This window comes from Pseudomonas sp. ATCC PTA-122608 (assembly GCF_001952855.1).
Lineage (GTDB): Bacteria > Pseudomonadota > Gammaproteobacteria > Pseudomonadales > Pseudomonadaceae > Aquipseudomonas.
Genome location: NZ_LPNO01000012.1, coordinates 22,341 through 47,675, shown reverse-complemented (window position 1 = coordinate 47,675; position 25,335 = coordinate 22,341). Strand labels below are relative to the sequence as shown.

Annotated in this window: 21 protein-coding genes and 2 pseudogenes; 10 read left to right on the top strand and 13 right to left on the bottom strand. The window is 61.5% G+C overall.

Annotation, left to right across the window (positions count from 1 at the left end; all coding sequences use genetic code 11):
* The first annotated feature begins 57 nt into the window (after positions 1-57).
* Positions 58-2,466, top strand: a complete 2,409-nt coding sequence (locus AU074_RS12210) for a TonB-dependent siderophore receptor (RefSeq protein WP_076014939.1) — start codon at positions 58-60, stop codon at positions 2,464-2,466.
* A gap of 42 nt (positions 2,467-2,508) precedes the next feature.
* Here AU074_RS12210 and AU074_RS12205 read toward each other — a convergent pair whose 3' ends face one another.
* Positions 2,509-3,453, bottom strand: coding sequence for a bifunctional helix-turn-helix transcriptional regulator/GNAT family N-acetyltransferase (locus AU074_RS12205; protein WP_076014938.1), 945 nt, complete (start codon positions 3,451-3,453; stop codon positions 2,509-2,511).
* Between the two features lie 139 nt (positions 3,454-3,592).
* Here AU074_RS12205 and ggt point away from each other — a divergent pair, with 139 nt between their 5' ends.
* The 3 genes from ggt (at position 3,593) to AU074_RS34480 (ending at position 6,621) form a co-directional block, all read left to right on the top strand.
* Positions 3,593-5,419 carry a gamma-glutamyltransferase gene (gene ggt, locus AU074_RS12200; protein WP_076014937.1) on the top strand — a complete coding sequence of 609 codons (1,827 nt, stop codon included), beginning with the start codon at positions 3,593-3,595 and terminating at the stop codon, positions 5,417-5,419.
* Positions 5,420-5,442: 23 nt separating this feature from the next.
* Positions 5,443-6,171: a polyphenol oxidase family protein gene (locus AU074_RS12195; protein ID WP_076014936.1), complete on the top strand. Its 729-nt coding sequence runs from the start codon at positions 5,443-5,445 to the stop codon at positions 6,169-6,171.
* A gap of 90 nt (positions 6,172-6,261) precedes the next feature.
* Positions 6,262-6,621: a hypothetical protein gene (locus AU074_RS34480; RefSeq protein ID WP_256576885.1), complete on the top strand. Its 360-nt coding sequence runs from the start codon at positions 6,262-6,264 to the stop codon at positions 6,619-6,621.
* Here the strand turns inward: AU074_RS34480 and ddlA are convergent.
* From ddlA to AU074_RS12170, 4 genes are read right to left on the bottom strand one after another with little or no spacing between them, the layout of a single operon-like run.
* Complete coding sequence (gene ddlA, locus AU074_RS12185) at positions 6,611-7,705, bottom strand: D-alanine--D-alanine ligase (RefSeq protein WP_076014935.1); 1,095 nt, start codon at positions 7,703-7,705, stop codon at positions 6,611-6,613. The two genes, AU074_RS34480 and ddlA, sit on opposite strands and share 11 nt — an antisense overlap.
* 43 nt (positions 7,706-7,748) lie before the next feature.
* Positions 7,749-8,387: a LysE family transporter gene (locus AU074_RS12180; RefSeq protein WP_076014934.1), complete on the bottom strand. Its 639-nt coding sequence runs from the start codon at positions 8,385-8,387 to the stop codon at positions 7,749-7,751.
* 40 nt (positions 8,388-8,427) lie between these two features.
* Entirely contained in the window at positions 8,428-8,643 is a 216-nt protein-coding gene (locus AU074_RS12175) for a helix-turn-helix transcriptional regulator (protein WP_010177071.1), read from the bottom strand.
* Between the two features lie 7 nt (positions 8,644-8,650).
* Positions 8,651-9,205: a DUF2975 domain-containing protein gene (locus AU074_RS12170; RefSeq protein ID WP_076014933.1), complete on the bottom strand. Its 555-nt coding sequence runs from the start codon at positions 9,203-9,205 to the stop codon at positions 8,651-8,653.
* A 203-nt stretch (positions 9,206-9,408) separates the two neighbouring features.
* On the opposite strand from AU074_RS12170, the gene AU074_RS12165 reads away from it, so the two are divergent.
* The gene (locus tag AU074_RS12165; RefSeq protein WP_076014932.1) at positions 9,409-10,212 is read left to right on the top strand and encodes an AraC family transcriptional regulator; all 804 of its coding nucleotides are present in this window, start codon (positions 9,409-9,411) and stop codon (positions 10,210-10,212) included.
* A gap of 122 nt (positions 10,213-10,334) precedes the next feature.
* On the opposite strand, the gene AU074_RS12160 is transcribed toward AU074_RS12165, so the two are convergent.
* A complete protein-coding gene (locus AU074_RS12160; RefSeq protein WP_076014931.1) occupies positions 10,335-11,705 on the bottom strand; it encodes an MFS transporter in 1,371 nt (456 codons plus the stop codon).
* Between the two features lie 121 nt (positions 11,706-11,826).
* Here AU074_RS12160 and AU074_RS12155 point away from each other — a divergent pair, with 121 nt between their 5' ends.
* Entirely contained in the window at positions 11,827-12,711 is an 885-nt protein-coding gene (locus AU074_RS12155; protein WP_076014930.1) for a LysR family transcriptional regulator, read from the top strand.
* 154 nt (positions 12,712-12,865) lie between these two features.
* Here the strand turns inward: AU074_RS12155 and AU074_RS12150 are convergent, their stop codons facing one another.
* The 4 genes and pseudogenes from AU074_RS12150 to AU074_RS12140 form a co-directional block, all read right to left on the bottom strand.
* Positions 12,866-13,444 (bottom strand): flavin reductase family protein, encoded by a 579-nt coding sequence (locus AU074_RS12150; RefSeq protein ID WP_076014929.1) that lies wholly within the window; start codon positions 13,442-13,444, stop codon positions 12,866-12,868.
* A gap of 54 nt (positions 13,445-13,498) precedes the next feature.
* Positions 13,499-13,930: pseudogene (locus tag AU074_RS34850) on the bottom strand (methyl-accepting chemotaxis protein); the annotation flags it as partial.
* 108 nt (positions 13,931-14,038) lie between these two features.
* Positions 14,039-14,815 (bottom strand): annotated as a pseudogene (locus AU074_RS34845) (PAS domain-containing protein); the annotation flags it as partial.
* A 107-nt stretch (positions 14,816-14,922) separates the two neighbouring features.
* Positions 14,923-15,255 carry a DUF2790 domain-containing protein gene (locus tag AU074_RS12140; protein ID WP_076014927.1) on the bottom strand — a complete coding sequence of 111 codons (333 nt, stop codon included), beginning with the start codon at positions 15,253-15,255 and terminating at the stop codon, positions 14,923-14,925.
* Between the two features lie 238 nt (positions 15,256-15,493).
* Between AU074_RS12140 and AU074_RS12135 the strand changes: the two genes are divergently transcribed.
* The 4 genes from AU074_RS12135 (at position 15,494) to AU074_RS12120 (ending at position 19,538) form a co-directional block, all read left to right on the top strand.
* Positions 15,494-16,822 (top strand): OprD family porin, encoded by a 1,329-nt coding sequence (locus tag AU074_RS12135; protein WP_076014926.1) that lies wholly within the window; start codon positions 15,494-15,496, stop codon positions 16,820-16,822.
* Positions 16,823-17,058: 236 nt separating this feature from the next.
* Positions 17,059-17,244: a hypothetical protein gene (locus AU074_RS12130; protein ID WP_076014925.1), complete on the top strand. Its 186-nt coding sequence runs from the start codon at positions 17,059-17,061 to the stop codon at positions 17,242-17,244.
* A 219-nt stretch (positions 17,245-17,463) separates the two neighbouring features.
* The gene (locus tag AU074_RS12125) at positions 17,464-18,138 is read left to right on the top strand and encodes a heavy metal response regulator transcription factor (protein ID WP_076014924.1); all 675 of its coding nucleotides are present in this window, start codon (positions 17,464-17,466) and stop codon (positions 18,136-18,138) included.
* Complete coding sequence (locus AU074_RS12120) at positions 18,135-19,538, top strand: heavy metal sensor histidine kinase (RefSeq protein WP_076014923.1); 1,404 nt, start codon at positions 18,135-18,137, stop codon at positions 19,536-19,538. Before AU074_RS12125 ends, AU074_RS12120 begins: the two co-directional genes overlap by 4 nt.
* A 139-nt stretch (positions 19,539-19,677) precedes the next feature.
* On the opposite strand, the gene AU074_RS12115 is transcribed toward AU074_RS12120, so the two are convergent.
* From AU074_RS12115 to AU074_RS12105, 3 genes are read right to left on the bottom strand one after another with little or no spacing between them, the layout of a single operon-like run.
* A complete protein-coding gene (locus AU074_RS12115) occupies positions 19,678-22,839 on the bottom strand; it encodes a CusA/CzcA family heavy metal efflux RND transporter (protein WP_076014922.1) in 3,162 nt (1,053 codons plus the stop codon).
* 18 nt (positions 22,840-22,857) lie between these two features.
* Positions 22,858-23,976 carry an efflux RND transporter periplasmic adaptor subunit gene (locus tag AU074_RS12110; protein WP_076014921.1) on the bottom strand — a complete coding sequence of 373 codons (1,119 nt, stop codon included), beginning with the start codon at positions 23,974-23,976 and terminating at the stop codon, positions 22,858-22,860.
* A 17-nt stretch (positions 23,977-23,993) separates the two neighbouring features.
* A complete protein-coding gene (locus AU074_RS12105; RefSeq protein WP_076014920.1) occupies positions 23,994-25,217 on the bottom strand; it encodes a TolC family protein in 1,224 nt (407 codons plus the stop codon).
* Between the last annotated feature and the right edge of the window lie 118 nt (positions 25,218-25,335).

Here is a 25,335-nt window from a genome sequence, read left to right as displayed (position 1 = left end):
TGTTTTCGGTTTTACCGCGTCCTTCCCTTGGCCAACATCCAAAGGAGCACCGATAACATGTCTTCAACCCCCACTCGCGGCGGCCTGTTACTGGCCAGTCGACTGTTGCTTGGCTGCCTGCCGCTGGCGGTGCCGGGCCTGGCTTACGCGCAACAGCAGGTACAGGCGTTCGACGTCGCGCCCGGCAAACTCGGTGATGTACTGACCCGCTTCGCCCAGGCCGCCGGTGTGCCGATTTCGTTCCTGTCGCAACAGGTGGCCGGGTTGAACAGCCCCGGTGTGCGCGGCAGCTACAGCGTGGCGGACGGGTTCGCGCAGGTGCTGGCCGGCACCGGTTTCGCCGCAACCGGCAATGCCGATGGCTATCAGTTGGAAAGCCTGCCGGTAGCCGGCGGCGCACTGTCGTTGGGCGCCACAGAGATCACTGCCAACCAGTTGGGCACCATCACCGAAGGCAGTGGTTCCTATACCCCGGGCACCATCGCCACCGCCACGCGCATGGTGCTGACCCCACGGGAAACCCCGCAGTCGATCACCGTGATCACGCGCCAGCATATGGATGACTTCGCGCTCACCTCGATCGATGACGTGATGCGCCATACGCCGGGCATCACCGTGTCGACCTTCGACAGCGAGCGCAATAACTACTACGCACGCGGCTTCTCGGTGGAGAACTTCCAGTACGACGGCATTCCTACCCTGCGCAACTCCGCCTACTCGTCCGGCCAGACCCTGACCGACATGGCGATCTATGACCGCGTGGAAATTCTCAAGGGCGCCACCGGCCTGCTGACCGGCGCTGGCGCCCCTGGCGCGACGATCAACCTGATCCGCAAAAAGCCCACCCGCGACTTCAAGGCCAGCGTGGAACTCGGCGCCGGCAGTTGGGACAACTATCGCTCCCAGATCGACGTGAGTGGCCCGCTGACCGACAGCGGCAACGTGCGTGGCCGCGCAGTGGCGGCGTATCAGGACAAGCACTCGTTCATGGACCACTACCAGCGCAACACCAATGTGTATTTCGGCACGCTGGAAGCCGACCTGACCGAAGACACCCTGCTCACCGTCGGCTTCGATTACCAGAACAGTGACCCGCAAGGCTCGGGCTGGTCCGGCAGCCGGGCGTTGTTCGACCGCAGCGGCAACCGCATCGACGTGAAACGCTCCTATAACAACGGCGCCAAGTGGAGCCGTTGGGAGCAGTATTCCCGCAGCGCGTTTTCCACCCTGGAACACAACTTCGACAATGGCTGGGTGATCAAGGGCCAGTACACGCACCAACTCATGGGCTACGACGCGCCGTTGGGCTCGATCATGAGTGGTCCGTTCGCCGCCACCGGACTGTCGTCCCTGTACGCGAACAAGTTCACCGGCAATACCCGCGCCGACTCGGGCGATGTCTACGCCAGCGGTCCGTTCAGCCTGCTGGGCCGTACCCATGAACTGGTGATTGGCGCGTCGGCCTCGAACTCCCACTGGACCGGAAAAGACTACGGCGCCCCCACTTATGTCGGCAACAACCAGATTGATTTCTGGAATTTCGACGGCAATGTGCCGGAGCCAGACTGGGGCGCGCCGACCCGTACCATCGACGCCACCACCCGGCAATCCGCCGGCTACATGGCCGCACGTTTCAACCTCACGGACGACTTGAACCTGTTCCTCGGCAGCCGCGTGGCCAACTACAAACTGCGCGGCGACGACGACTCCACCGAGACCGGCAAGCTGGTGCCCTACGCCGGAGTCACCTACGACCTGAACGACAACTTCACCGCGTATGCCAGCTACACCGACATCTTTATGCCGTCGAGCTACAGCCGCGACCGCAACAACAAATTGCTGGAACCGGATGAAGGCAAGAACTACGAGACCGGCCTCAAGGGCGAGTTCTTCGAAGGCCGGCTCAACACCAGCGTGGCCTACTTCGAAGTGCATGAAACCAACCGCGCGGAGCCGGACGCTGAATACAACGCCGCGCCTACCAATCCGTCCCTGGGTTATGCCGAAAAAGGCATCAAGGCCAAGACAAAGGGCTTCGAGGCCGAGATGTCCGGCGAGCTGGCGCCGGGCTGGCAGGCCCAGGCCGGCTACACCCACAAGATCCTGCGGGATGAACATGGCGACAAGGCTTCGACCTGGGAGCCGGAGGACCAGCTCAGTTTCTTCACCTCGTACAAGCTCAAAGGCCCTTTGGACCGCCTGACCCTCGGCGGCGGCGCACGCTGGCAGAGCAGAAGCTGGCAAGTGGTGTACAACCGGCCCAAGGCGCAAAACGAAGAGTTCTCGCAGGAAGCGTATTGGGTGGTGGACGCGATGGCCAAGTACCAGGTCAGCGAACATCTTTCCGCGACGCTGAACGTCAACAACCTGTTCGACAAGCAGTACTACACCAACATCGGGTTCTATAACACGGCCTATTACGGCACCCCGCGCAATGTGATGCTCACCACGCGCTGGGACTTTTAACCCGCCAGGCGCCAGCGCCCCGTGGCATGGGGCGCTGTTGCGTCAAACAGCGTGCCGCACAAAACACTGCTCCACCACCGACTTGCCCCACTGCTGCCCGTCCTGCTCGGACTCCAGCACAAAGCCCGCGTTTTCATAGAGCTTGCGCGCCACATCCAGACCCTTGAACGTCCACAGCCGCACCGCCGGGAACCGGTGCCCGTCACAGAAATCCAGCGCCTCTTTCAGCAGCCGTTTACCCAAGCCCTGACCGTGAGCCGACGGGTCCAGGATGAAGCAGCGCAAGATCGCCTCGCCGTTTTCGCCCTCGCCATCAATGGCAATCGAACCCACAATCTGCGCCCCATCCAGTACCGCCCACACTTCGTTGCCAGGGTTGGCCAGGCGTCCCATCAACTCGGCCATGTCCGCCGCCACCAGGCTTTCGAACGGCTGGCCAAAATGGGCGTGTTTGGCGTAGTACTCGGCGTGCATCTGCGCGATGCGCCCAATCACTCCAGGCCGGTAGCCACGGGCAATGCTGTAGTGCTTTGGCTGCCGGACGCCGGTGCGTTGGGTTTGCAGGGCTGCGGCGTACTGATCAAGCCCGCGGCTGACGGCCTGCTGCTGTTCGCTGGAGAAGTCACCAATGGCCTCGCCCACCTGGCGCCGGGCAAACGTTTCGATGTCGCGTAACGTCTTCTGGCCTCGTGTGGTAAGCCGCAGCTTTTTCGAGCGGGCATCGTCCTCGTTGGCAAACTCTTCCAGCTCGCCCGCCTCGAACAGCTTGCGCACCATACGGCTCACCGACGATTTTTCCAGGCCCAGCAAGGCGACCAGTTCAGCCGCTGTCAGTGCGCCACGCTCGCCGATTTCAACAATCGTGTGCACTGATGACGGTGGATAACGGCTGGCTGCCAACTTCGGCTGCATGAAGCCCAGCTCCCGCACTATGAGGCGCGACGCACAGCGGATCTGATCGATAAGGTCTGGCCTGGAACGGTTCACGGGGAAACCTCTTGCCCGAATGAAGAGAGATATAGTTGTACCGCACAACCAAATACAGATCAATCTCCCCTCTCCCAAAGCACTGAGGTACATTCCCTACACGGACAACAGATCATTCTCAAATGAACGGAGTCATCGCGTGTTTTCGATTTTCCACCGCCAACGCCTTACCACCCTCTCGCTGATCACCGCCGCCCTCACCCTCGCCGCCTGCCACAGCGCCACCGCGCCTGAACTGCCGCCCGCCCCGGAACTCGGTTCGGGCTATCGCACCGACATGAGCACCCGCCACGCCGAGCGCCATATGGCCGCCGCCGCCAACCCGCTGGCCGCCGAAGCCGGGCGGGAAATCCTGCGCAAGGGCGGCTCGGCCATCGACGCCGCGATTGCCATGCAGGCCGTACTGACGCTGGTGGAACCGCAGTCGTCCGGGATCGGCGGCGGTGCTTTTATCATGCTGTGGGACGGCAAGCAGGTGCATGCCTACGACGGTCGCGAAACCGCACCAGCGGGCGCTACCGAGCGGTTGTTCCTGAAGGCCGACGGTACGCCGATGGCCTTCCCCGATGCACAGATTGGCGGGCGCTCCGTGGCAACTCCGGGCGTGTTGCGCGCCCTGGAGATGGCCCACAAGAAGACCGGCCACCTGCAATGGGCGACGCTGTTCGAGCCGGCCATTCGCCTGGCTGAACAGGGCTTCCCGATCTCCGCGCGCCTGCACAGCCTGATCGCCGCCGACCGCTACATCACCCGCTCGCCGGAAATGACCGCGTACTTTCTGAACGCCGACGGCAGCCCCAAGGCCACCGGCACACTGCTGAAAAACCCGGCGCTGGCCAACGTCTTCAAACGCATCGCCAAGGAAGGGCCGGACGCGCTGTACTACGGCCCGATTGCTGAAGAAATTACCCGCAAGGTGCAGGGCAACAGCAACGCCGGCAGCCTGACGCTGACCGACCTCAAAGGCTACAACGCGGTTGAGCGGGCGCCGTTGTGCACTGACTACAAGCGCTGGAAAGTCTGCGGCATGCCACCGCCGTCGTCGGGCGGGATTGCCATTGCGCAGATCCTCGGTACGTTGCAGGCCCTGGAAGCCCGCGACCCGCGCATGGCCCTCGCGCCGTTGAAGCCGGTGAAGAGCGACTCACCAGCAGGCCTGGAGCCGGTGCCCGAAGCGGTGCACCTGATCGCCGAGGCCGACCGCCTGGCCTACGCCGACCGCGCCCAATACGTGGCCGATTCGGACTACGTGCCGGTGCCGGTTGCCGGACTGATCGCTCCGAATTACCTGGCCAGCCGCGCTGCGTTGATTGGTGAGCGCAGCATGGGCGTCGCCAAGCCGGGCAAGCCGGCCGGGATTGAAGTGGCCTATGCGCCGGATCGCTCGCCGTTGCGCATTTCCACCTCGCAAGTGGTGGCAGTGGATGACGTAGGTGGCGCGGTGTCGATGACCACTACGGTGGAAGCGGCGTTCGGCTCCCATGTGATGGTCCAGGGCTTTTTGCTGAATAACCAGATGACCGACTTCTCCTTCATTCCTGAAGAGAACGGCCAGCCGGTAGCCAACCGGATCGAGCCGGGCAAACGTCCGCGTTCGTCCATGGCGCCGACGTTGGTGTTTGATCGTCAGAGCGGCGAGTTGGTGGCCACGGTTGGTTCCCCGGGCGGATCGCAGATCATCGAATATGTGAGCAAGTCCCTGGTGGCCATGCTCGACTGGAACCTCGACCCGCAAGCCGCCGTCGGCCTGCCCAACTTCGGCAGCCGCAACGGCGCGACCGAGCTGGAAGCCGGGTTGTTCAGTGCACCGTTGAAACAGGCGCTGAAGGACAAAGGCCACGCCCTGAGCGAAATCGACATGACCAGCGGCGCCCAGGCGATCGTCCGGGTGCGCGATGCGCAGGGCAAAGCGTCGTTGATCGGCGGGGCTGATCCACGCCGTGAAGGCGAAGCGCTGGGGGATTGAGTTGACTCATTGGAGAGCTGCGCGTGCACAAGGCAAATAACCTCGGCGCCCTTGCTGGCGTCGATCATGGGTTTTGTTCGATTGACGATCCATTGCGGCCTGACGAGGTGTTCATCTGCAAGCAGGTGCACAGCGCCACGACCCTTGAATGGCGCCCGGAGCTGGCAGCCAATACGGTTGAAGCCGATGGGGTTTTCAGCCGGGATACCCAGCCAATTGCGGTGATCACCGCCGACTGCCTGCCGCTGCTGATGGCCTCGGAGAACGGGGACTTTGTCGCGGCGATTCATGGCGGCTGGAAGGGACTGCAAGGCGGGATCATCGCCAATGCCATGCAACGGTTTACCGCCGAGGGTATGGCGCTGGATCAGTTGCAGATTGCGATTGGGCCTTCGATCAAGCCTTGTTGTTATGAGGTGAGTGGCGAGTTTGTAGCGCAGTTGCAGGCGAGTCAGGGGCATTTGTGGCGGGATGGGAATGCGCCTTGGACGTTTGAGCAGCCGGGGCCGCTGTTGACGCCACAGATTGCGCCGCCTGAGCCGAGGCAGGCGTCGAGTGCATGGTTCGATTTGAGCCAGTACGCACTGATTTTGCTGGAGGCTGCGGGGATAAAGCGTGAGCAGGTGGAGGTCAGTGAAGTGTGTACGTATTGCACCTCGCCGGCATTCGCGAGTTATCGCAGAAGGACCCATGACAGTACGGAAAGGAAGGCGTTGTTGTATTCGTGGATTTCGCGAAAAACGCAACGATAAAGTGGCCGAATACAACCTCTCCGGCAACACCATATTTGTGGCGAGGGAGCTTGCTCCCGTTGGGGKGCGAAGCGCCTCCAGAATGAGATGATGCGTTTTTTCAGCAAGAGCACCAAACTCAGTTTCAGGGCTGCTGCGCAGCCCAACGGGAGCAAGCTCCCTCGCCACAATGAGATCTTACTCATGAAAAGGTATTTATCAGATTCCCAAACCAATCTTCGGCCGGTAACAAAGTTGGTCTTGCTGATCATGCAAATTGCGAAGGTCCTTCGCAAAAAATCGAAGCAGGCCCTCATGCCGCTCACCAAGCACCGACTTAAAAAACGCGACACCAAACGCAACATCGGCGAGGAATTACTCGCTGCAATTGTCGACATCAAAGCTGGCCGGTATGGGCAGGTACAGCATTCCAGCCCGCCCAGATCTAAATCCGTAAAAATCACCGGCTAATCTTCAACCCCTTACGCCCCGCATGCCGCTCCAGCGCCAGCTCGATCAACCGGCTCACCAGCTCGCTGTAGCTCATGCCAGCCGCCTGCCACAACTTCGGGTACATGCTGATGCGGGTGAACCCGGGCAACGAGTTGATCTCGTTGATCAGCACCTCACCCTCATCCGTCAAGAACACATCCACCCGCGCCAGCCCGGCGCAGCCCAGGGTTTCAAACGCTTCGATGGCCAACGCACGAATGCGCTCGCTGGCTTCAACACTGATATCCGCCGGCACCACCACTTGGGCCGCCTGGTCATCGATGTATTTGCTGTCGTAGGAATAGAACCCGTCCCGCACCACGATCTCGCCACAACCGCTGGCGATGGGATTCTCGTTGCCCAACACGGCGCATTCGATTTCCCGGCCTTTTACCGCCGACTCCACCAGCACCTTTTCATCAAACCCGAGTGCCAGTTCTACAGCAGCGTGATACTCAGCCTCGCTGCCCACCTTGCTCACCCCCACGGACGATCCCTGGTTCGCCGGTTTCACGAACATCGGCAATCCGAGTTTCTGTTGCGCTTGGTCGAAGGTGGTACGCGCCGCATTCCTGCGGTTGAGGGTGATGAACGGCGTCACGGCAATCCCGGCATCGCGCAGCAGGCGTTTGCTGATGTCCTTATCCATGCACACGGCCGAACCCAGCACGTCGGAGCCGACAAACGGCAGGTCTGCCATGCGCAGCAGGCCTTGCAGGCAGCCGTCTTCGCCGAGGGTGCCGTGGACGATCGGGAAGATCACATCGACGTGTTCCAGTGAGGCCTGGCTGGCGGTTTCCACCAGTTGCTGGCTGGCCTTGCCCGGCACGACCGCCAGTTCACGATTAGATTGATTGAGGGCGATCAGCGCCGGGTTTTCTTCGTTGAGCAGGAAGCCCGAGGTGTCGTTGAGGTGCCAGTGGCCGGCCTTGTCGATGCCGATCAGGATCGGCTCGAAGCGCGAACGGTCCAGCGCATCGACGATGTTGCGCGCCGACTGCAGCGACACTTCGTGCTCGGCCGAACGGCCACCAAAAATAATCCCTACCCGCAGCTTGCTCATGATCGGCCTCACGTTTGAAAGTAAGGCTTCTTACCATGAGCCGTCAGCGATTCGCTACCAGCGTGGCCCCGAACAGCACATAACAACCACCGGCAAACCGGTCCAGCCACTTGCGCGAGCGGCTGTAGACGTTGGCCATCCGTTCACTGGAAAACACCAGCGCCACGCAGGAATACCAGCTGAATGACAGCGTCGCCATGGTGATCACAGCCAGGGTCAGCAGCATCGGCGACGGTGATGGGGGCATGGTGGACGCAAAGATCGTCGCGACGAACAGCGCCGCCTTGGGGTTGGACAGGTTGCCCAATAAACCCAGGCGCCAGGCGGAAAACAGCGAGCGCCGAGGTTCGTCGGGCAACAGGTTCTGGGCCATGGCCGGTGCCGAGCGCCGGAACAGTTTCAACCCCAGGTAAATCAGGTAGCAGCCGCCGATGATCTTGAACGCCAGGTACAGCATCGGCGCTGCGGTAAACAATGACTTGATCCCCAAGCCGCCGGCCAGGCCCCACATCACGGTGCCGGTGGCCACGCCAGCGGACGCCACCACGCCATGGCGGCGCGAGCAACTGGCGGCCAATTGCGCCGTGTTGAAGAAGTTCGGGCCGGGGGTGACGACCGCGACGGTCCAGAGCAAGGCCAGCGACAGAAGAGGCGCGGCGTACGGCAGGCTTGGGAAAAGCATCGGTTGATCCATCCTTCAGGGAATTAAAGATCCTTGCCGTTTACAGCTCAGGTTCGGGTTCATGCACCAGCAGGTCGCCCGGCTGACACTCCAGATACTTGCAGATTGCATCCAGGGTCGCCAGCCGTATGCCCTTGACCTTGCCTTGCTTGAGCAATGACAGGTTTTGTTCGGTGATACCAATGGCGGCGGCCAGGTCCTTGGACTTGACCTTGCGCCGGGCGAGCATAACGTCCAACTCAATCACAATAGACATGCTGTTCTCAAACAAACGTGCGGTTTTCAGAATCCACTTCACTGGCCTGCCACAGGATACGCGCGATCACCGAAATGCAGCCGGCGAGAAACAGCGCCACGATGCTGGGCGGAGTAAAACTCAAGGTGAGCAGCCGCTGGCCAACCGGCTCGTTCATCGTGACCCAAACACTGAGCAAGGGCTCACACAGAAAATCCAGCAACACCCACAGTGCCACGGCCCGGCCTACTTTACCCAAGTGCTGCGCGGCGGCGCAGGAAAAATACTCCCCACGAGCATAGTTCTGGAACAGCTGGCGCAAATGATTCAAACCGGACACCAGCGCCATCAAGGGAATGCTGGAGAGCAGGACGCCGCCCAGTGTCTGCCACCAAGGGAAAGCCGCCACCATCTCCGCCCGCCCCTCGATTTGTTGGCCACTCAAGGCGAAACCAAATCCGAACGAAGCGCTTTGTTGCGGGTAAAGCCACGCGGCGGTATTGAGCAGCAGTATGGCGACAATCAACAACAGGGTAAGCAGTGCCATGCGCTGGCTGAGCTGGGCAAGACGTTGGGAATTCATGGGGAAGCCTCTCAGAAATTTGAGGCGGAAAAATAAACGATTAATTATCGTAAAACAATCATTTTTTAATGATTAGCGATACCTGAACACAAAACCGATACTGGCACCCGTAATTTCAGTAGTGGCACAATCGTTCAAGACCGCAGCAGACAGCCCGGTCACACTGGGGTAACGTATTTGCGTCCCGACCTGCGACTGACACCATGATCAAACCCTCTCTCGACTGGCTGCACCGCGCGCCCCACGCCAGTGGCCTGGAGCGTATCGAGGCGTATTTTGCCGGGTTTGGCTTCGACCCTCATCGCCACGACACCTACGCCATCGGCCGTACCCTGTTCGGTGTGCAGAGTTTTCACTATCGCGGCGGCATGACCCACAGCCTGCCGGGGCGGACCATGGTGATTCATCCCGATGAAGTGCATGACGGGTGGGCCGGCAGCGAGGAAGGTTTCAAATACCGGATGATTTACGTGGAGCCGGCGCTGATCCAGCAAGTGCTCGGTGGCAAGCCGTTACCGTTTATTCCCGGCGGGCTGTCCAGCGACCCGTGGCTATACCGCGCCAGTGAAGTGTTGCTGCAAAGCCTGGATTGCCCGATTGATCCGTTGCAGGAACAGGACGCAATGTTCGACCTGGCCCAGGCGCTGAACAATGCCTCGGGGATCACGGTGAATCGTAAGACTTTCGACTACCGCGCTGCCGAACGCGCGCGGGAATTTATCCACAGCGCCTTGGGCCGGCCGATCACCCTCGATGAAATGGCGGAGTACGCCAACCGCGACCGCTGGGCGCTGTCGCGGGATTTTCGGTTGTTGTTCGGGACCAGCCCCTATCGCTACCTGACCATGCGCCGCCTGGACCTGGTGCGCAGCTTGCTGGGCCAGGGCCAGTCACTGGTGGATGCGGCACTGACCGCCGGCTTCACCGACCAGAGCCACATGACCCGCCAGTTTCGCAGCACCTTCGGCATGCCGCCGTCGCGCTGGGTGAAGATGCTCGGGCGCTGAAATTCCGCCTTGAAATGCGATCAACCTGTGGGAGCGGGCTTGCTCGCGAATGCGGTGTGTCAGCTACTGAATGCATTGACTGATCCACCGCCTTCGCGAGCAAGCCCGCTCCCACATTTGAACTATGTCGCTGCCGAAATCGTATTCGACGCTGGAGCTCGTTCTTTAAGGGTCAACGCCAGCACCGCCCCCGCCAGGGCAATCGCCGCGCTCCACCACAACGCCAGTTCAATCCCGCCTGCCTGCGCCGCACCCGTCGACCCGCCGGCATTCGCCAGCGACACCAGCAACGCCAACCCCAATGCGCCGCCAATCTGCTGGCTGGTGGACGCCATGCCCGCCGCCACACCTTGCTCTCCCGGGCGTATGCCCAAGCCGGCGGCCACCCACATCGCCGTCCAGGTCATGCCCTGGCCGATGCTCAGGATGAAAATCCCCGGCAGCAATGACCAGAACCCCGCCCCCGTCGGCAACGCCAGGCACACCAGGGCAATGCCCACCGCACCCGCCAACTGGCCGCTGACCAGGGTGGTGCGCAATCCCAGGCGTGCCAACGAACGTTCCGCCAGCCAGATACCGCCGGTGCACACCAGGGTCGCCGGCAAAAATGCCAAGCCCGCCTGCAATACGCTGTAGCCGTAGACCTGCTGGTAATACACCGCCAGAAAGTAGTACTGCACGCCAAAGCTGCTCATGAACACCGCCGTCAACACCATGGCCATGCGCAACTCCCGATAGCCCAACAACCGCAGCGGCATCAGGGGATCGCGCCCTCGATGTTCGATCCAGGCAAATAACCCGAGCAGCGCCAGCGCCAAGGCCATGCAACCCAGGGTCGACGGCGCCGCCCAGCCCCACTCCGGCCCCTGCACCAGGGAGAACACCAGCAGCGTGCCGCCTACCGTCACGGTCAACGCGCCGCTGATGTCAAAGTTGCGCCCCCGGGCCCGCTCGCCATCGGCGGGAATCCAGTAACGCGCCGCCAGGGCGCAGGCGCCGGCCAGCGGCACGTTCACCAGGAATACCGCCTCCCAGCCCCACGCCTGGGTCAGCACGCCGCCGAGCAACGCGCCCAATGCCAGGCCCGCCGCTGACGCCGCGCTCCACACCGCAAATGCACGATTACGCGCCGGCCCTTCGGCGTAATGGGTGTTGATCAGCGCCAGCGTCGCCGGGAACAACAGCGCCCCACCCACGCCCTGTACCGCCCGGGCCAGCACCAGCAACAACGCGCTGCCGCCGAGCACCGCCGCCAGGGAAGACAGCGCATACAGAGATTGGCCGAGGATGTACAAGCGCCGCTTGCCCAGCAGGTCTGCGGCGCGACCGCCCAGCAACAGGAAACCGCCGAACGCCACGCTGTAGGCGCTGACCACCCACTGCAATTGCTGGGCGGAAAAACCCAGGTGGTTGCCGATCTGCGGCAGCGCGACAAACACGATGGTCGCGTCGAGGGCGATGATCAGTTGCGCGGTCGCCAGCAGCAACAGCATCCAGCCTGAGGGTCGAGATAAAGACATCACAGCGTCCTGCCAAAAAGTGAGAGGCGCCAGTGTCTTTCATGCCCAACAGATGATAAATAGCCTTATCACTCTTTCAGTAATGACTTTAATCATGGATCTGAACGCTGTTCGCCTGCTGGTGCGCGTCGCCGAAACCCGCAGTTTCACCCGGGCTGCCGGAGACTTGGGGTTGACCCAATCGGGCTTGTCCCGCGCCATTTCCCGCCTGGAAAACCAGTTGGGCGTACGCCTGCTGCAACGCAACACCCGCAGCGTCAGCCTCACACCCGACGGCCAGATGCTGTATGAACGCAGCGCGCCGTTGCTGGCTGAACTGGCCGAAGCCGAACGACAGATGCTCGACCGCCGCGCCTCACCCTCCGGTTTGCTGAAGATCAGCACGCCATCGTTGTTTGGCCGCAAAGTGGTGATGCCGGTGATCGGCGAACTGACCTTGCAATACCCGGAAATGCGTATCGAAGCGGTGATGACTGATCGCCTGGTGGACATCGTCGACGAAGGTTTTGATGCCTTGCTGCGCACCGGCGATATCCAGGACCAACGCCTGATCGCCCGGGCACTGCCGCCGCTGCGCTGGGTCACCGTTGCCGCCCCGGCTTATCTCGCGCGTTTTGGCACACCGCAAACGGTCGATGAACTCAAGGACCACAATTGCCTGACCGTACGCAACCTGCGCACCAGCCGGTTGGTGGACTGGCAGTTCATGCTGGAGGGCAAGGTGCAGGACGTGAGCGTCGAGGGACGGTTGATCTTTGATATTGGCGATGCGCTGGTGGACGGCGCACTGGGCGGGTTTGGCATCGCCCAGGTGATGGATTTTGCGGTGCGGGAAGATCTGGCGGCCGGGCGCCTGGTGCCCTTGCTGGAGGGCTTTGCCGGGCGCAGTCGGGCGATATCCCTGGTGTATCCGCCATCGCGGCAGTACTCACCGAAGTTGATGGCGTTTGCCGAGGCACTCAGCAAAACCCAGTGGTAACACAACCTCTTGTGTTGAGGGGCTTGTCTGGTGAGGGGGCTCTTGTGGCGAGGGGGCTTGTCCCCCGTTGGAGTGCGTAGCGCTCCCGTTCTTTTTGGGGCCGCTACGCAGCCCAACGGGGGACAAGCCCCCTCGCCACAGGTTCGGTGCAGCATCAAGCCAGGTTTTTACCGTCCAGCGGCTCACCAATCGTCAGGAAATGCCCGCCCGCCACATGGTGCAAGGTACGCAGCGCATCGTGCCCTTCGAAATGCCAACGACCGTCGCTGAACACCCGCTCATCCGCTTCGGCCGCCACCACTTCGGCGAGGAACAAGTCGTAGGTCTGCTGGTTATGCGGCTCCGGCAGCAACCGGCACTCCAGCCACGCCACGCAACCTTCGAGCATCGGTGCTTCGGTGTGTTCGCCGCTGAACGCCTGCAAGCCATACGCCGCGAACTTGTCCGTCTCGCTGCCGGTGGTGTTGCCTACGGTCTGCACAATATCGGCTTGGGCCGCGCACGGCACGTTGAGCACGAAGGTGCCGGCGCTTTCCAGCAGTTGCCGGGTCCAGGTGGCCTTGTCGAGTACGACGGCGACTTTGGGCGGTTCGAAATCCAGCGGCATGGCCCAGGCCGCCGCCATGATGTTGCGCTGGCCGTTGTGCGCAGCGCTGACCAGCACGGTCGGGCCGTGGTTGAGCAAGCGGTAGGCCTTGGACAGCGGGACGGGACGGCGATGGTTAGGGCTCATGGACGAAAGGCTCGGAAAAAAAACCTACGATACCTCAAGCATGAGCCCCGGTGACTAGCTGCTCAGTTGATTGGCAAACTGCCCCACCGCGCTGACCACCTTCTGGGCACCGTCCTGGATCTCGACGATCACCGTGCCCGCCTCGGCCGCCAACGCCAGGCCTTGCTCGGCTTGCAGGCGGCCATCGGTCATCAGCGCCACTGCATCGCGCGCCATGTCCTGGTTCTGGCGCACCACGCCAACGATTTCTTCAGTGGCCTTGCTGGTACGCGAAGCCAGTTGCCGAACCTCATCGGCCACCACCGCAAAACCACGGCCTTGCTCACCGGCGCGGGCGGCTTCGATGGCGGCGTTGAGCGCCAGCAGGTTGGTCTGTTCGGCGATGCCGCTGATGGTCTTGACGATGCTGCCAATCACCTGGGACTGGGCGTTCAGCGCTTCGATGCCCTCGCCCGCCTGTTGCATGTGTTTGGCCAGGTCGCGCATCACGTCCACCGCCTGGGTGACCACGGTGGTACCGCGCTGGGCACTGCTGTCGGTTTGCAGCGAGGTGCTGTAGGCGATGTTGGCCGCTTCGGCCACGGCCTGTTCCTGGTTGATCTGGTCGGTGATCACCGTGGCGAACTTGACCACTTTGTACAGCCGCTCATTGGCGTCGAGCACCGGGTTATACGAGGCCTCCAACCACACCACCCGCCCGTGGCTGTCCACACGCTTGAAGCGGCCGGCGACGAATTCGCCGGCGTTCAGACGTTTCCAGAACTGCTGGTACTCGACGCTGTTGGCGTCCTGCGGTTCGCAAAATATCCGGTGATGTTTGCCCTGGATCTGCGCCAGGCTGTATCCCATGCCGTTGAGGAAACGGTCGTTGGCCGTCAGCACATTACCGTTGAGGTCGAACTCGATCACCGCCGTAGAGCGCACCAGCGCGGTGATCAGGTTTTCGTGCTCGCGAGAGGCCTCGATGGTGCGGGTCAGGTCGCTGGAAAACATGGAAATATGCTTGATACGCCCGTCACTGCTGCGCACCGGTTGCACGATGGAACGCAACCACGCCTCGTTGCCGTTGCCCCGCGTCAGGCGCACCGTGCCGGCGAAATGTTCGCCACGCACCAGGGCGTTTTTGAAGCGCAGTTGAAACTCGTCCTGCTTGACGTGCGCCGGTACCAGGTCTTCGATCAAGCGGCCTTCCAGCTGGCTGCCCTGGTAACCCATCTCTTGAAGAAAGATGGCATTGACCGACTCGATACGCCCTTCGGGATCCAGGGTCAGGGCCATCATTTCGCTTTCCAGGCTCTCTCTCACTTGCTGCAGGCTGGACAATTCTTCGCGAAGAGCAGACAGCTCCTGCTTGAGACGGGTGTTGAACATGGAGGCACCGGTGGGCAAGTAAGGACGTGGGTCTGACCTGCATCGGCGCTGCCGGCATTTTCTGAAGAGCGCTTTAGTGCGTTGCTCAACTATATTTTTGCGGCCCCTCAACTGCCGTTGTTACGGCAGATGCCCATGACCTGGTACTGGAGCGTGTTGAGCTTGCCGGTGGAATCTTCATAAGTCATGCGCGACGGTACCGCGTTGCACGAACGGATCGGCGGCGTGACGTTGACCACCTTGGCAATGTCCAGCTTCATGCCGTAGCGATAGTCCTGGACCACGGGCATCGCCTTGCCTTTTTTCGCGGCATAGGCGGCCATGGCTTGCTCGTTGTTTTGCATCAACTGGGCGAAGGTGCGGTCACCGCCGCCTTCCGCCATCGCGCCGACGGAAAAGATCAGGGCCAATGCAGCGACAGTGGTTTTCAGGGTGTTCATGAGGGCGTCCTCGTCTGATTTCATTGATTGAAAGTTCAGAGCAAGAGTAACTAACCAAGCCTGTCGCAAAGTTCACCGAACGATTACTTATCCGTTATGTCTTGTTGAAATTCCAAAATTGTAATCTGTGCGCCACCTCGTCGTTATCTCGTGTTTGCAACTATCTGCGCGGGCACCACTAAAACAAGAATGCCCCATCGATAAGAAGCTAATAGCTGCCACTACCGAGGAGCGCTACATGAGTACTCACCGCACACTTTCGCTTTCCATGATTGCCGCACTCGCGGGGCTTACCCCGCTTTCAAGCATGGCCGTGGAAGATAAACTTGAAGGGTTTATCGAAGGCAGCACGTTGAACGTGCTGGCCCGCAACTTCTACTTCAACCGGGACGATCGCAAGGGCCAGTCGAGCCCTACCGGCAATGGCTACTCGGAAGCCTGGGCCCAGGGGTTTATCGGCAAGTTCGAGTCCGGATTCACTCAGGGTTCGGTGGGTTTCGGCCTGGACGCGTTTGCGATGTACGGCCTGAAACTCGACTCCGGCACCGGCCGCAGCGGCGGCAAGGGCTCGTTCGGCGTGCTGCCGGTAGACAGCGACAACCACCCGGAGGACGGCTACAGCAAGCTCGGCGGCGCGGTAAAAGTGCGCCTGCTGGATACCGTGATCAAGGCCGGTGATGTGTTCCCGCTGACCCCGGTGGTGGCCTATGGCGACTCGCGGGTATTGCCGGAAAGCTTTCGTGGCGTCACCGCACAAAACACCAGTATTGAAGGCCTGAGCCTGCAAGGCGGACACCTGAGCGGCATGAGCCAGCCCACCCAGAGCGGCATGGATAAAGGCTTTGCGACGTTTTATGCGGGCAAGGTGGATTCACCCTGGATCGGCTATGCCGGTGGTGACTACCAGGTGAACAAACACTTCAGCGTCAGCCTGTACACCAGCCGCCTGAAGGATGCCTGGGACCAGTACTACTTCGGCAGTGCCGCCAGCTACCCGCTGAACGATGATGTGTCGCTGTTTGGCGACTTCAACTATTACAAGGCGGTGGACGAGGGCAAGAAACGCCTGGGCGAGTTCGATAACAACATCTGGAGCGCCAGGGTCGGAGTCAAGGTGGGCGCCCACAGCCTGGCCTTGTCCCACCAGCGCAACAACGGTGATGACGACTTTGACTACCTGCGCATGTCCGACTCGATCTTCCTCAACAACTCGATCCAGTACAGCGACTTCAACTCGCCCAAGGAACGCTCATGGATGCTCGCCTATAACCTCGACATGCAGGCCTTCGGCATCCCCGGCCTGTCGTTCATGACCCGCTACGGCAAGGGCACCGGCGCCGACTACAGCAACGCCAACGCGGTGTACATGCGCCGTGACGCGGCCGGCGACCCGTTGACCGATCAACGCCGCTGGGAGCGGGATATCGAGGCCAAGTACGTGGTGCAGGGCGGCAACTTGAAAGACCTGTCGCTGCGGCTGCGCCAGGCGACGGTTCGTTCAAGTGCCTTTGAGTCGGATTTGGAAGAAGTTCGGCTGATTGTCGAATATCCATTGGCAATTCTCTAAACGATGCCCTTTGTAGGAGCGAGCTTGCTCGCGAAGAACCTGAGAGCGCTGCGTTAAACCAGAAGCCCCGCGTTATCGTTAACGACTTTCGCGAGTAAGCTCGCCCCTACAATTGAATAACATCTGTTCACAATTTGAAGCCTGTCAGAACTGTAATATGCGCCTCACCTTCTCGTTAAGTTGCGCTTCTTATACTGGCTACAACTAACGGCACCCGCCTTATTTGGAGACACGTCATGAAGCCATCTCACTTGTTATTGATCAGTTTTCTCGGCGCCACTTCCAGCCTCGCATTGGCCGACGACGGTGCCGACCGTTCCCGGCAGTTCCTCGCCGAGTTCCGCCAGCAACAGCAGCAGGTCCACGGCGAACAGTCCGTGGCCGAGACCGCGCCCGCCGACGCACAGAAGCAGTCGATCTGAACGGCGCACACCGAGCACATTCATCTCTGAAGCTTTTGTGTAGCTCCTTTGGAAAGAGATGAATTTTTTACGCCCCGCATGGGGCGTTTTTTTTGCCTGCAGGTTTTGCAGCGCAACAAGCAGTCACAAACTGCCCGGTTGACCCTCTAGCTACTTCAGCCTTCAGGCTTCGGAAAATCCGAATCGCAGCCTCTCTCTATCAATAAAAGGTAAATTCCCATGCGTATCCTTGTGGTTGAGGACGAGCAAAAAACCGCCGCCTACCTGCAGCAGGGCCTGACCGAAAGCGGTTACGTGGTCGACTGTGCAGCCAGCGGGGTGGACGGCCTGCACCTGGCCGCGCAACACGCCTATGAACTGGTGATTCTCGACGTCAATCTGCCGGCCAAGGATGGCTGGGAAGTGCTTGAGCAATTGCGCCGCGACAGCAGCCAGCGGGTGATGATGCTGACGGCCCGTGGCCGGTTGGCCGACAAGATCAAGGGCCTGGACATGGGTGCCGATGATTATCTGGTCAAACCCTTCGAGTTTCCCGAGTTGCTCGCCCGGGTGCGCACCCTGCTGCGTCGCAGTGAGCACATACCGGTGCCGGAAGTGTTCCAGGTGTCGGACCTTGAACTTGACCCCCGCCGCCACCGCGCGTACCGAGGCACCCGACGTATCGACCTGACCACCAAGGAATTTGCACTGCTGCACGTGCTGATGCGCCAGTCCGGCGAAGTACTGACCCGCACGCAGATTATTTCCCTGGTCTGGGACATGAATTTCGACTGCGACACCAACGTGGTGGAAGTCTCCATCAGCCGCTTGCGGGCCAAGGTCGATGACCAGAGTGACGTCAAGCTGATCCACACCATTCGCGGCGTGGGTTATGTGTTGGAGGCCCGTCAATGAAAGCCAGCAGCCTGTCGATGCGCCTTGGGCTGACGGTGAGCCTGATGGGCGCCGGCCTGGTGGTGTTGCTCGCAACGTTGGCGTACCTGGCGCTGACTCACGAGCTGGAGAAACTCGCGCGCAAGGGCCTGGAAAGCAAGATGGAACAGATCCAGCACAGCCTCGCCCTCGGCCTGGACACCCGCGACATCCAAGCCCGCCCGCACTCGCTGATGGACCTGGTGATGGGGCACGATAATTTCTACCTGACCATCGTTGGCACTGCGCCCAATGAAGCGGTGCTGCTCAGCATCGGCGCCAAGCCCCAGGAACCGTTGCTGACCGACTTCGCCCCGTCCCAGAACCTCGGTTACCTGAACTGGGACGACGGCAACGGCAATCAAGTACTCAGTGCCTCCAGCCTGATGCGCCTGGCCAGTGGCGAGCGCGTGCGGGTCCTGTTATCGCTGGATCGCAGGGACGATCAGGCGCTGCTCAGTGCCTACCTGCGTTCCACCGTGATCGCCCTGCCGCTGCTGTTGCTGCTGATCGGCATCGGCGCCTGGTGGGTGGTGCAACGCGGGCTGGCGCCGCTGCAGCAGTTCAGCCGCGTCGCCGCAAAAGTCACCACGCAGGACCTGACCCACCGCCTGGCTGTGGATAACTTGCCCAAGGAGCTGGGCGAGTTGGCGCAAGGCATCAACTTCATGTTGCAGCGCCTGGACGGCGGCGTGCAGCAGCTGTCGCAGTTCTCCGATGACCTCGCCCATGAGCTGCGCGCGCCGCTGACCAATTTGATGGGCAAGGCCCAGGTGACGTTGTCCCGAGAGCGCCCGCCGCAGGAATACAAAGCGGTGCTGGAATCCAGCACTGAAGAGATGGAACGCTTGGCGCGGATCGTCTCCGACATGCTGTTCCTGGCGCAGGTCAGCCACCCTGCGGCGCGGGTTTCGTTTGCGCCGGTGTCCCTGGCCGCTGAAGCGCGCCGGGTGATGGAGCTGTTTGCGTTGAGTGCCGAAGACAAGCAATTGACCTTGAGCCTCGACGGCGATGCCTTCGTGCATGGCGACCGTTTGATGATTCAGCGGGCGATTTCCAATTTGCTGTCCAATGCCATTCGTCATAGTCCACCAGCCTCCAATATTTCGTTGCAGGTAGAGACTCACACCGAGCAAGTATCGCTGTCGGTGGGCAATCCCGGCCCGGGGATTGAAGCGCAACACCTGCCGAACCTGTTCGAACGCTTCTACCGCGTCGACAGCAGCCGCGCCCGCTCCGAAGGTGGCACCGGGCTGGGGCTGGCGATTGTGCGGTCGATCATGGTGCTGCATCAGGGGCGGGCTGAAGTCAGCAGCTTGCCTGAAAGTTTCACTGAGTTTCGACTGGTGTTTCCTCTTCACACCAACGCTATCTGCCAATAAATCATTGTGGCGAGGGAGCTTGCTCCCGCTGGGTTGCGCAGCAACCCTAAAAAGCCCACCGCATTCTTTCAGCTGAAAATAGGTCACCAGTGTTGGGGCTGCTGCGCAGCCCAGCGGGAGCAAGCTCCCTCGCCACAGGTTATTGGTCAGACATCACGCGGTCTTCCGGTTCCTCACGCCGATGCGCCCAGTGATACAGCGCCGGCAATACCAGCAGGGTCAGCAGCGTCGACGAGATAATCCCGCCAATCACCACCGTCGCCAACGGGCGCTGTACTTCGGCGCCGGTGCCGGTGGCGAGGGCCATGGGGATAAACCCGAGCGACGCCACCAGTGCCGTCATCAACACCGGGCGCAAGCGCGTCAGGGCGCCTTCGTTAATCGCCACCGACAGTGAGCGCCCTTCCTCCCGCAGGCTACGGATGAACGCGATCATCACCAGCCCGTTAAGCACCGCCACCCCCGACAGCGCGATAAAGCCCACGCCCGCCGAGATCGATAGCGGAATATCCCGCAGCCACAGCGCCATGATCCCACCGGTCAACGCGAAGGGAATCCCGGTAAACACCAGCAGCCCATCCTTGAGGTTGTTGAACATCATGAACAACAGCCCGAACACCAGCAGCAACGCCACCGGCACCACTATGCGCAAGCGTTCGGAGGCCTCCTTCAACTGCTCGAACTGGCCGCCCCAGCTGGTCCAGTAGCCCGCAGGAATTTTCACCTGGGTGCCGATGGCAGTCCCGGCTTCCTCGACAAACGAGCCGATATCCCGCCCACGCACGTTGGCGCTGACGATCACCAGGCGCTTGCCGTTTTCTCGGCTGATCTGGTTGGGACCGAGCACCAGGTCCAGGCTGGCGACTTCCGACAGCGCGATAAACCCCAACTGCCCCGCCGCGTTATTCGCCAATGCCGGAATCGGGATCAGCAACCGCGACAGGCCTTCGATGTCGGTACGCAGGGCGTCGGACAAACGCACGACCATGTCGAAACGCCGGTCGCCTTCGTACATCGTCCCGGCCTGGCGCCCCCCCACGGCGACGGCAATCGTGTCTTGCACATCGCCCACGTTCAGGCCAAAACGTGCGGCCTTGTCGCGGTCGATATTGATGGTCAGCACCGGCAAGCCGGAGGTCTGTTCCACCTTCACTTCCGAGGCGCCCTTGAGGGTTTGCAAGGTCTCGGCGATTTCCCCGGCGGTCTTGTTGAGCACCGCCATGTCATCACCAAACACCTTCACCGCGACGTCGCTGCGCACCCCGGATATCAGCTCGTTGAAGCGCAGCTGGATCGGTTGCGACAGTTCATACACGCTGCCCGGCACAATCGCGCTGGCACGTTGGATGTCGGCGATGATCGCCTCGCGGGACTTCTTCGGATCCGGCCACTGGTCCTTGGGCTTGAGCATCACGTAGCTGTCGGAGATGTTCGGCGGCATCGGGTCGGAGGCGATTTCCGCGGTGCCGGTGCGGGCGAATACCCGCTCGATTTCCGGCACTTCGGCCATCAGGGTTTTTTCCAACTGTTGCTGCATGTGCACCGATTGCGTGAGGCTGGTGCCCGGAACGCGCATGGCCTGCAGGGCAAAGTCACCTTCGCTCAGGCTGGGGATAAATTCGCTGCCCATGCGACTGGCCACCGCCCCCGACACGACGATGGTCAGCACCGCCAGGCCGAACACCAACGGGCGGCGCGCCATCACCCAATCCAGCACCGGCGCGTAGACGCGACGTGCGGTGCGCATCACCAGGTTTTCTTCTTCCTTGACCTTACCGGTGACGAACAGCGCAATCGCTGCCGGCACGAAGGTCACGGACAAAATCATCGCCCCCAGCAGTGCGATCACCACGGTGAACGCCATCGGGTGGAACATCTTCCCGGCCACCCCGGTGAGGGCGAAGATCGGCAGGTACACCACCATGATGATCAGTTGCCCGAAGATCAGCGCGCGCCGCGCCTCCTTGGCCGCCGCGAACACTTCATGCAAGCGCTCGCTGCGGGTCAACAATCGCCCGTGGCGCTGCTGGGCATGGGCCAGGCGGCGGATGGAGTTTTCGACGATCACCACCGCACCATCGACGATAATCCCGAAATCCAACGCGCCGAGGCTCATCAGGTTGGCGCTGACCTTGTTGGTGAACATCCCGGTAAAGGTGAACAACATCGCCAGGGGAATCACCATCGCGGTGATCAGCGCGGCGCGGATATTACCCAGGAACAGGAACAACACCGCCACCACCAGCAGTGCCCCTTCGAAGAGGTTCTTCTTCACGGTGCTGATGGCTTTTTCCACCAGGTTGGTACGGTCGTAGACGGTGACGGCGACCACACCTTCAGGCAGCGAACGGTTGATCTCTTCGAGTTTTTTCGCGACGGCCTGGGACACGGTGCGGCTATTTTCGCCAATCAGCATAAACACCGTGCCCAGCACCACTTCGCGGCCATTTTCAGTGGCGGCGCCAGTACGCAACTCACGGCCGATATCGACCTGGGCGACGTTGCGCACGCGAATCGGCGTACCGTCAGAGGTGGTGATCACGATGTTGGCGATGTCGTCGATGGACCCGACTTGCCCCGGCGCACGGATCAGCAATTGCTCGCCGCTGCGCTCGATGTAACCGGCGCCGACGTTGGCGTTGTTGCGCTCCAGCGCCGTGACCAGGTCGCCCAAGGTCAGGTTGTAGGCCGCCAGGCGCTTGGGGTCGGGGGCGATCTGGTATTCCTTGGCAAAGCCGCCGATGGTATTGATCTCGGCCACGCCCGGCACATTGCGCAGTTGCGGCTTGATGATCCAGTCCTGGATCACCCGCAGATCAGTCGGCGTATAGCCTGAGCCATCCTCCTTGCGGGCGCCGTCTTTCGCCTCCACGGTCCACAGGAAAATTTCCCCGAGCCCGGTGGAAATCGGCCCCATCATGGTTTCAATGCCATCCGGCAATTGCTCGCGGGCCACCTGTAAGCGTTCGTTGACCAATTGGCGGGCGAAGAACAGGTCGGTGCCGTCCTTGAAAATCACCGTGACCTGGGACAAGCCCGAGCGCGACAGCGAGCGGGTCTGCTGCAACCCCGGCAGCCCGGCCATGGCGGTTTCGATGGGAAAGGTGATGCGCTGCTCGGTTTCCAGCGGCGAAAACCCCGCCGCCGCCGAGTTGATCTGCACCTGGACGTTGGTGATATCCGGCACCGCGTCGATGGGCAATTTCTGATAACTGGCGATGCCGACACCGGCCATCAACAGCACCGCCAGCAACACGATGATGCGCTGCTCGATGGCGAATTGGATAAGGCGCTCAAACATGGGAAATCACTCGCAGGGTCAATGGGCGTGCTCGGCCGAGGCCTTGCCCAACTCGGACTTGAGGATGAAGCTGCCGACGGTGGCCACCTGCGCTCCGGCGTCGAGGCCCTGGCGGACTTCGACGAAACCGTTTTCGCTGACGCCCAGTTCGATATGCCGGGTCATGAAGCCGTCGCCGGTGCGCACGAACACCGAGGGTTTGTCCTCGACGGTCTGGATCGCTTCCTGCGGGACCGTGACCTTGGCCTGGTAAGTGTCGGTGGCAACTTGCACGGAGACGAACAGCCCAGGGCGCCACGAGGCGTCGGGGTTCGGCACCGTGACACGCACGGTGGCCGTGCGGGTTTGCTCCCCCAGCAAGTTGCCGACATAGGCCACGGTGCCGAGCACTTCGGTGCCCATTTCCGAGGAGGTGACCTTCACCGGTTTGCCGACTCGGACCTTGTTCAAATCCTTGGGGAACACGCCGAAGGTGACCCACACCTGGGACAGGTCCGACAGGGTGAAGGCGTTGCTGGTCTCGCTCACCACTTCGCCGACACCCAGGTGTTTTTCCACCACCACGCCGTCGAATGGCGCCCGCAATTCGTAGCGATTGCCGCCGACCAATACGGCGCTGCCGCTCAGGGCGTTCATCTTTTGCCGAGCATTGTTCAGGGCGATTTCTGCCTCTTGCAGCGCCTGGCGCGCCAGCAGGTAATCCTGTTCGGCAGAGATTTTGTCCTGCCACAACTGGCGTTCGCGTTGGAAGGTGGTGCGGGCCAGCACAACCCGGCGCTCACTGGCTGCCAGTTCACTGCGCTGATCGGAAATCTGCTGGCTGGCGATCACCGCCAACAGCTCGCCCTTCTTTACCGATTGGCCGAGGTTGACCTTCACCGACTCCACTACGCCAGCGGCACGCGGGACGATGTGGGAGGTGCGGTCCTCGTCGAAACGCACCTCGCCCGGCAGTGAAAGCACGGTGCTGATCTGCCGGGATTGCGCCGGGGCAAGTTGAATGCCGGCGGCCTGGATCTGCTGTTCGGTCAGCTCGAGTTTGCCTTCTTCTTCCGCCTCTGCCGCACCGCTGATGGCCGGCCACGCCAGCATCAGCCCCAGCGCAATCGCCAGTGCTCTACTTTGTGTGTTGTTCATGGAATGCTCCTGGAAATTCAAAACCGGGCGAGGTCGCCGTAAATCCGTTCGATACGCACCCAGGCTTCAGTGGCCTGGGCGGTCGCCGCGAGGTATTGGGTGCGGGCCGCAATCAAGGTGCGCTGGGCGTCGAGCACCTCGAGGAAGTTGAACTTGCCCATTTCGAAGCCACGGGTGGCGCTGTCCACGGCGCTTTGGGCGGCGGGCAGGATCTGTTGGTTGAACGAGCGCACTTCGGTATTCGCGGTTTGCCAGAGGTCCAGGGCCTGGCGGGTTTCGGTGCGCAGGCGCAGTTCGGCGGCGTTGCGCAGGTCGCGGGCCTGGTCGGCACGGCGACTGGCGGCGAGCACGTTGCCCTGGTTGCGGTTGAACAGCGGGATGGGCATCGACACGCCCACCACGTTGACCCGCTCACGCACGCTGGCGTCGTACTGGCTGCCGATGGACACGTCGAGATCGGGAATGCGCTGGGCTTTTTCCAAGCCCAGGGCCGCTTCACCCTGGGCGATTTGCAGCTCGGCCAAACGCAGTTCGACGGTTTGCTCAAGCCGCCCGAGCAACTGCGCGGTCGGCGGTAGTTCAGGTGCCGCCTGGGCTTGGGTGGCGACCGCCTGGAAGTCGGTACTGGCCGCGCCGGTACTGGCAGCGAGGCGGCGATAGGCGTCGGTCAGGCCCATCTGCGCGCGGTTAAATTCGAGGCGGATTTCCGAGAGCTGCACCTGGGCCCGGGTAGCTTCCACTGGCGACGATTTGCCGGCAGTGACGCGACCGTTGGCAACCACCAGGCCGCGCTCGGCCAGCGCCAGCGAACGCTGAGCCAGGTCGAGACGTTCCTGGGCCCGAAGCGCGCCGTAGTACGCGTCGATAACATCCGCACGCAGCCCGTTGCGGCGCTGCTCCAAGGTCAGTGCGGCGGCTTCCTGGGCGCGGGTGGCGACATCAATCCGTGCGCCGCGCTTGCCACCCAGTTCCAGGGTTTGGCTTAGCTTGACCGTGGTGGTGCGTGAGTTGCGGCGGGTGTCTTCGGCATCCCAGGAGGCAACCGGGTTCGGGATCAAACCGGCCTGTTGGCGACCGCCCTGGGCGATGTCGATTTCCCACTGTGCAGCGGCCATATCCGGGTTGTTGGCGAAGGCGGTTTGCAGGGCCGATTCGAGGGTCAGGGTTTGCGCATTGACGCCCTGAACCGTCATCAGCAATAGAACGGCGGGCCCAATGAACGTGCTTATAAAAGTTGGCATAACCAGAGTTCCATGCCCATGAATTAACAGGTGGGCAATGTAACTTTCAGTACTTATCAGAGGAGTGGCCAGAACATTACAAATCCGTTAGCAACGGCTCTGGCGCGGGCTTTTGCTT

What these genes read in the sequence shown, in the direction of transcription:
- AU074_RS12105 (WP_076014920.1), bottom strand. Translation starts at nt 25,217, where the DNA reads ATGCCAACTTTTATAAGCACGTTCATTGGGCCCGCCGTTCTATTGCTG.
- AU074_RS12165 (WP_076014932.1), top strand. Translation starts at nt 9,409, where the DNA reads ATGATCAAACCCTCTCTCGACTGGCTGCACCGCGCGCCCCACGCCAGT.
- AU074_RS12110 (WP_076014921.1), bottom strand. Translation starts at nt 23,976, where the DNA reads ATGAACAACACACAAAGTAGAGCACTGGCGATTGCGCTGGGGCTGATG.
- AU074_RS12175 (WP_010177071.1), bottom strand. Translation starts at nt 8,643, where the DNA reads ATGTCTATTGTGATTGAGTTGGACGTTATGCTCGCCCGGCGCAAGGTC.
- AU074_RS12115 (WP_076014922.1), bottom strand. Translation starts at nt 22,839, where the DNA reads ATGTTTGAGCGCCTTATCCAATTCGCCATCGAGCAGCGCATCATCGTG.
- AU074_RS12210 (WP_076014939.1), top strand. Translation starts at nt 58, where the DNA reads ATGTCTTCAACCCCCACTCGCGGCGGCCTGTTACTGGCCAGTCGACTG.
- AU074_RS12120 (WP_076014923.1), top strand. Translation starts at nt 18,135, where the DNA reads ATGAAAGCCAGCAGCCTGTCGATGCGCCTTGGGCTGACGGTGAGCCTG.
- AU074_RS12135 (WP_076014926.1), top strand. Translation starts at nt 15,494, where the DNA reads ATGAGTACTCACCGCACACTTTCGCTTTCCATGATTGCCGCACTCGCG.
- AU074_RS12155 (WP_076014930.1), top strand. Translation starts at nt 11,827, where the DNA reads ATGGATCTGAACGCTGTTCGCCTGCTGGTGCGCGTCGCCGAAACCCGC.
- AU074_RS12130 (WP_076014925.1), top strand. Translation starts at nt 17,059, where the DNA reads ATGAAGCCATCTCACTTGTTATTGATCAGTTTTCTCGGCGCCACTTCC.
- ddlA (WP_076014935.1), bottom strand. Translation starts at nt 7,705, where the DNA reads ATGAGCAAGCTGCGGGTAGGGATTATTTTTGGTGGCCGTTCGGCCGAG.
- AU074_RS12125 (WP_076014924.1), top strand. Translation starts at nt 17,464, where the DNA reads ATGCGTATCCTTGTGGTTGAGGACGAGCAAAAAACCGCCGCCTACCTG.
- AU074_RS12140 (WP_076014927.1), bottom strand. Translation starts at nt 15,255, where the DNA reads ATGAACACCCTGAAAACCACTGTCGCTGCATTGGCCCTGATCTTTTCC.
- AU074_RS12180 (WP_076014934.1), bottom strand. Translation starts at nt 8,387, where the DNA reads ATGCTTTTCCCAAGCCTGCCGTACGCCGCGCCTCTTCTGTCGCTGGCC.
- AU074_RS34480 (WP_256576885.1), top strand. Translation starts at nt 6,262, where the DNA reads ATGCGTTTTTTCAGCAAGAGCACCAAACTCAGTTTCAGGGCTGCTGCG.
- AU074_RS12170 (WP_076014933.1), bottom strand. Translation starts at nt 9,205, where the DNA reads ATGAATTCCCAACGTCTTGCCCAGCTCAGCCAGCGCATGGCACTGCTT.
- AU074_RS12160 (WP_076014931.1), bottom strand. Translation starts at nt 11,705, where the DNA reads ATGCTGTTGCTGCTGGCGACCGCGCAACTGATCATCGCCCTCGACGCG.
- AU074_RS12150 (WP_076014929.1), bottom strand. Translation starts at nt 13,444, where the DNA reads ATGAGCCCTAACCATCGCCGTCCCGTCCCGCTGTCCAAGGCCTACCGC.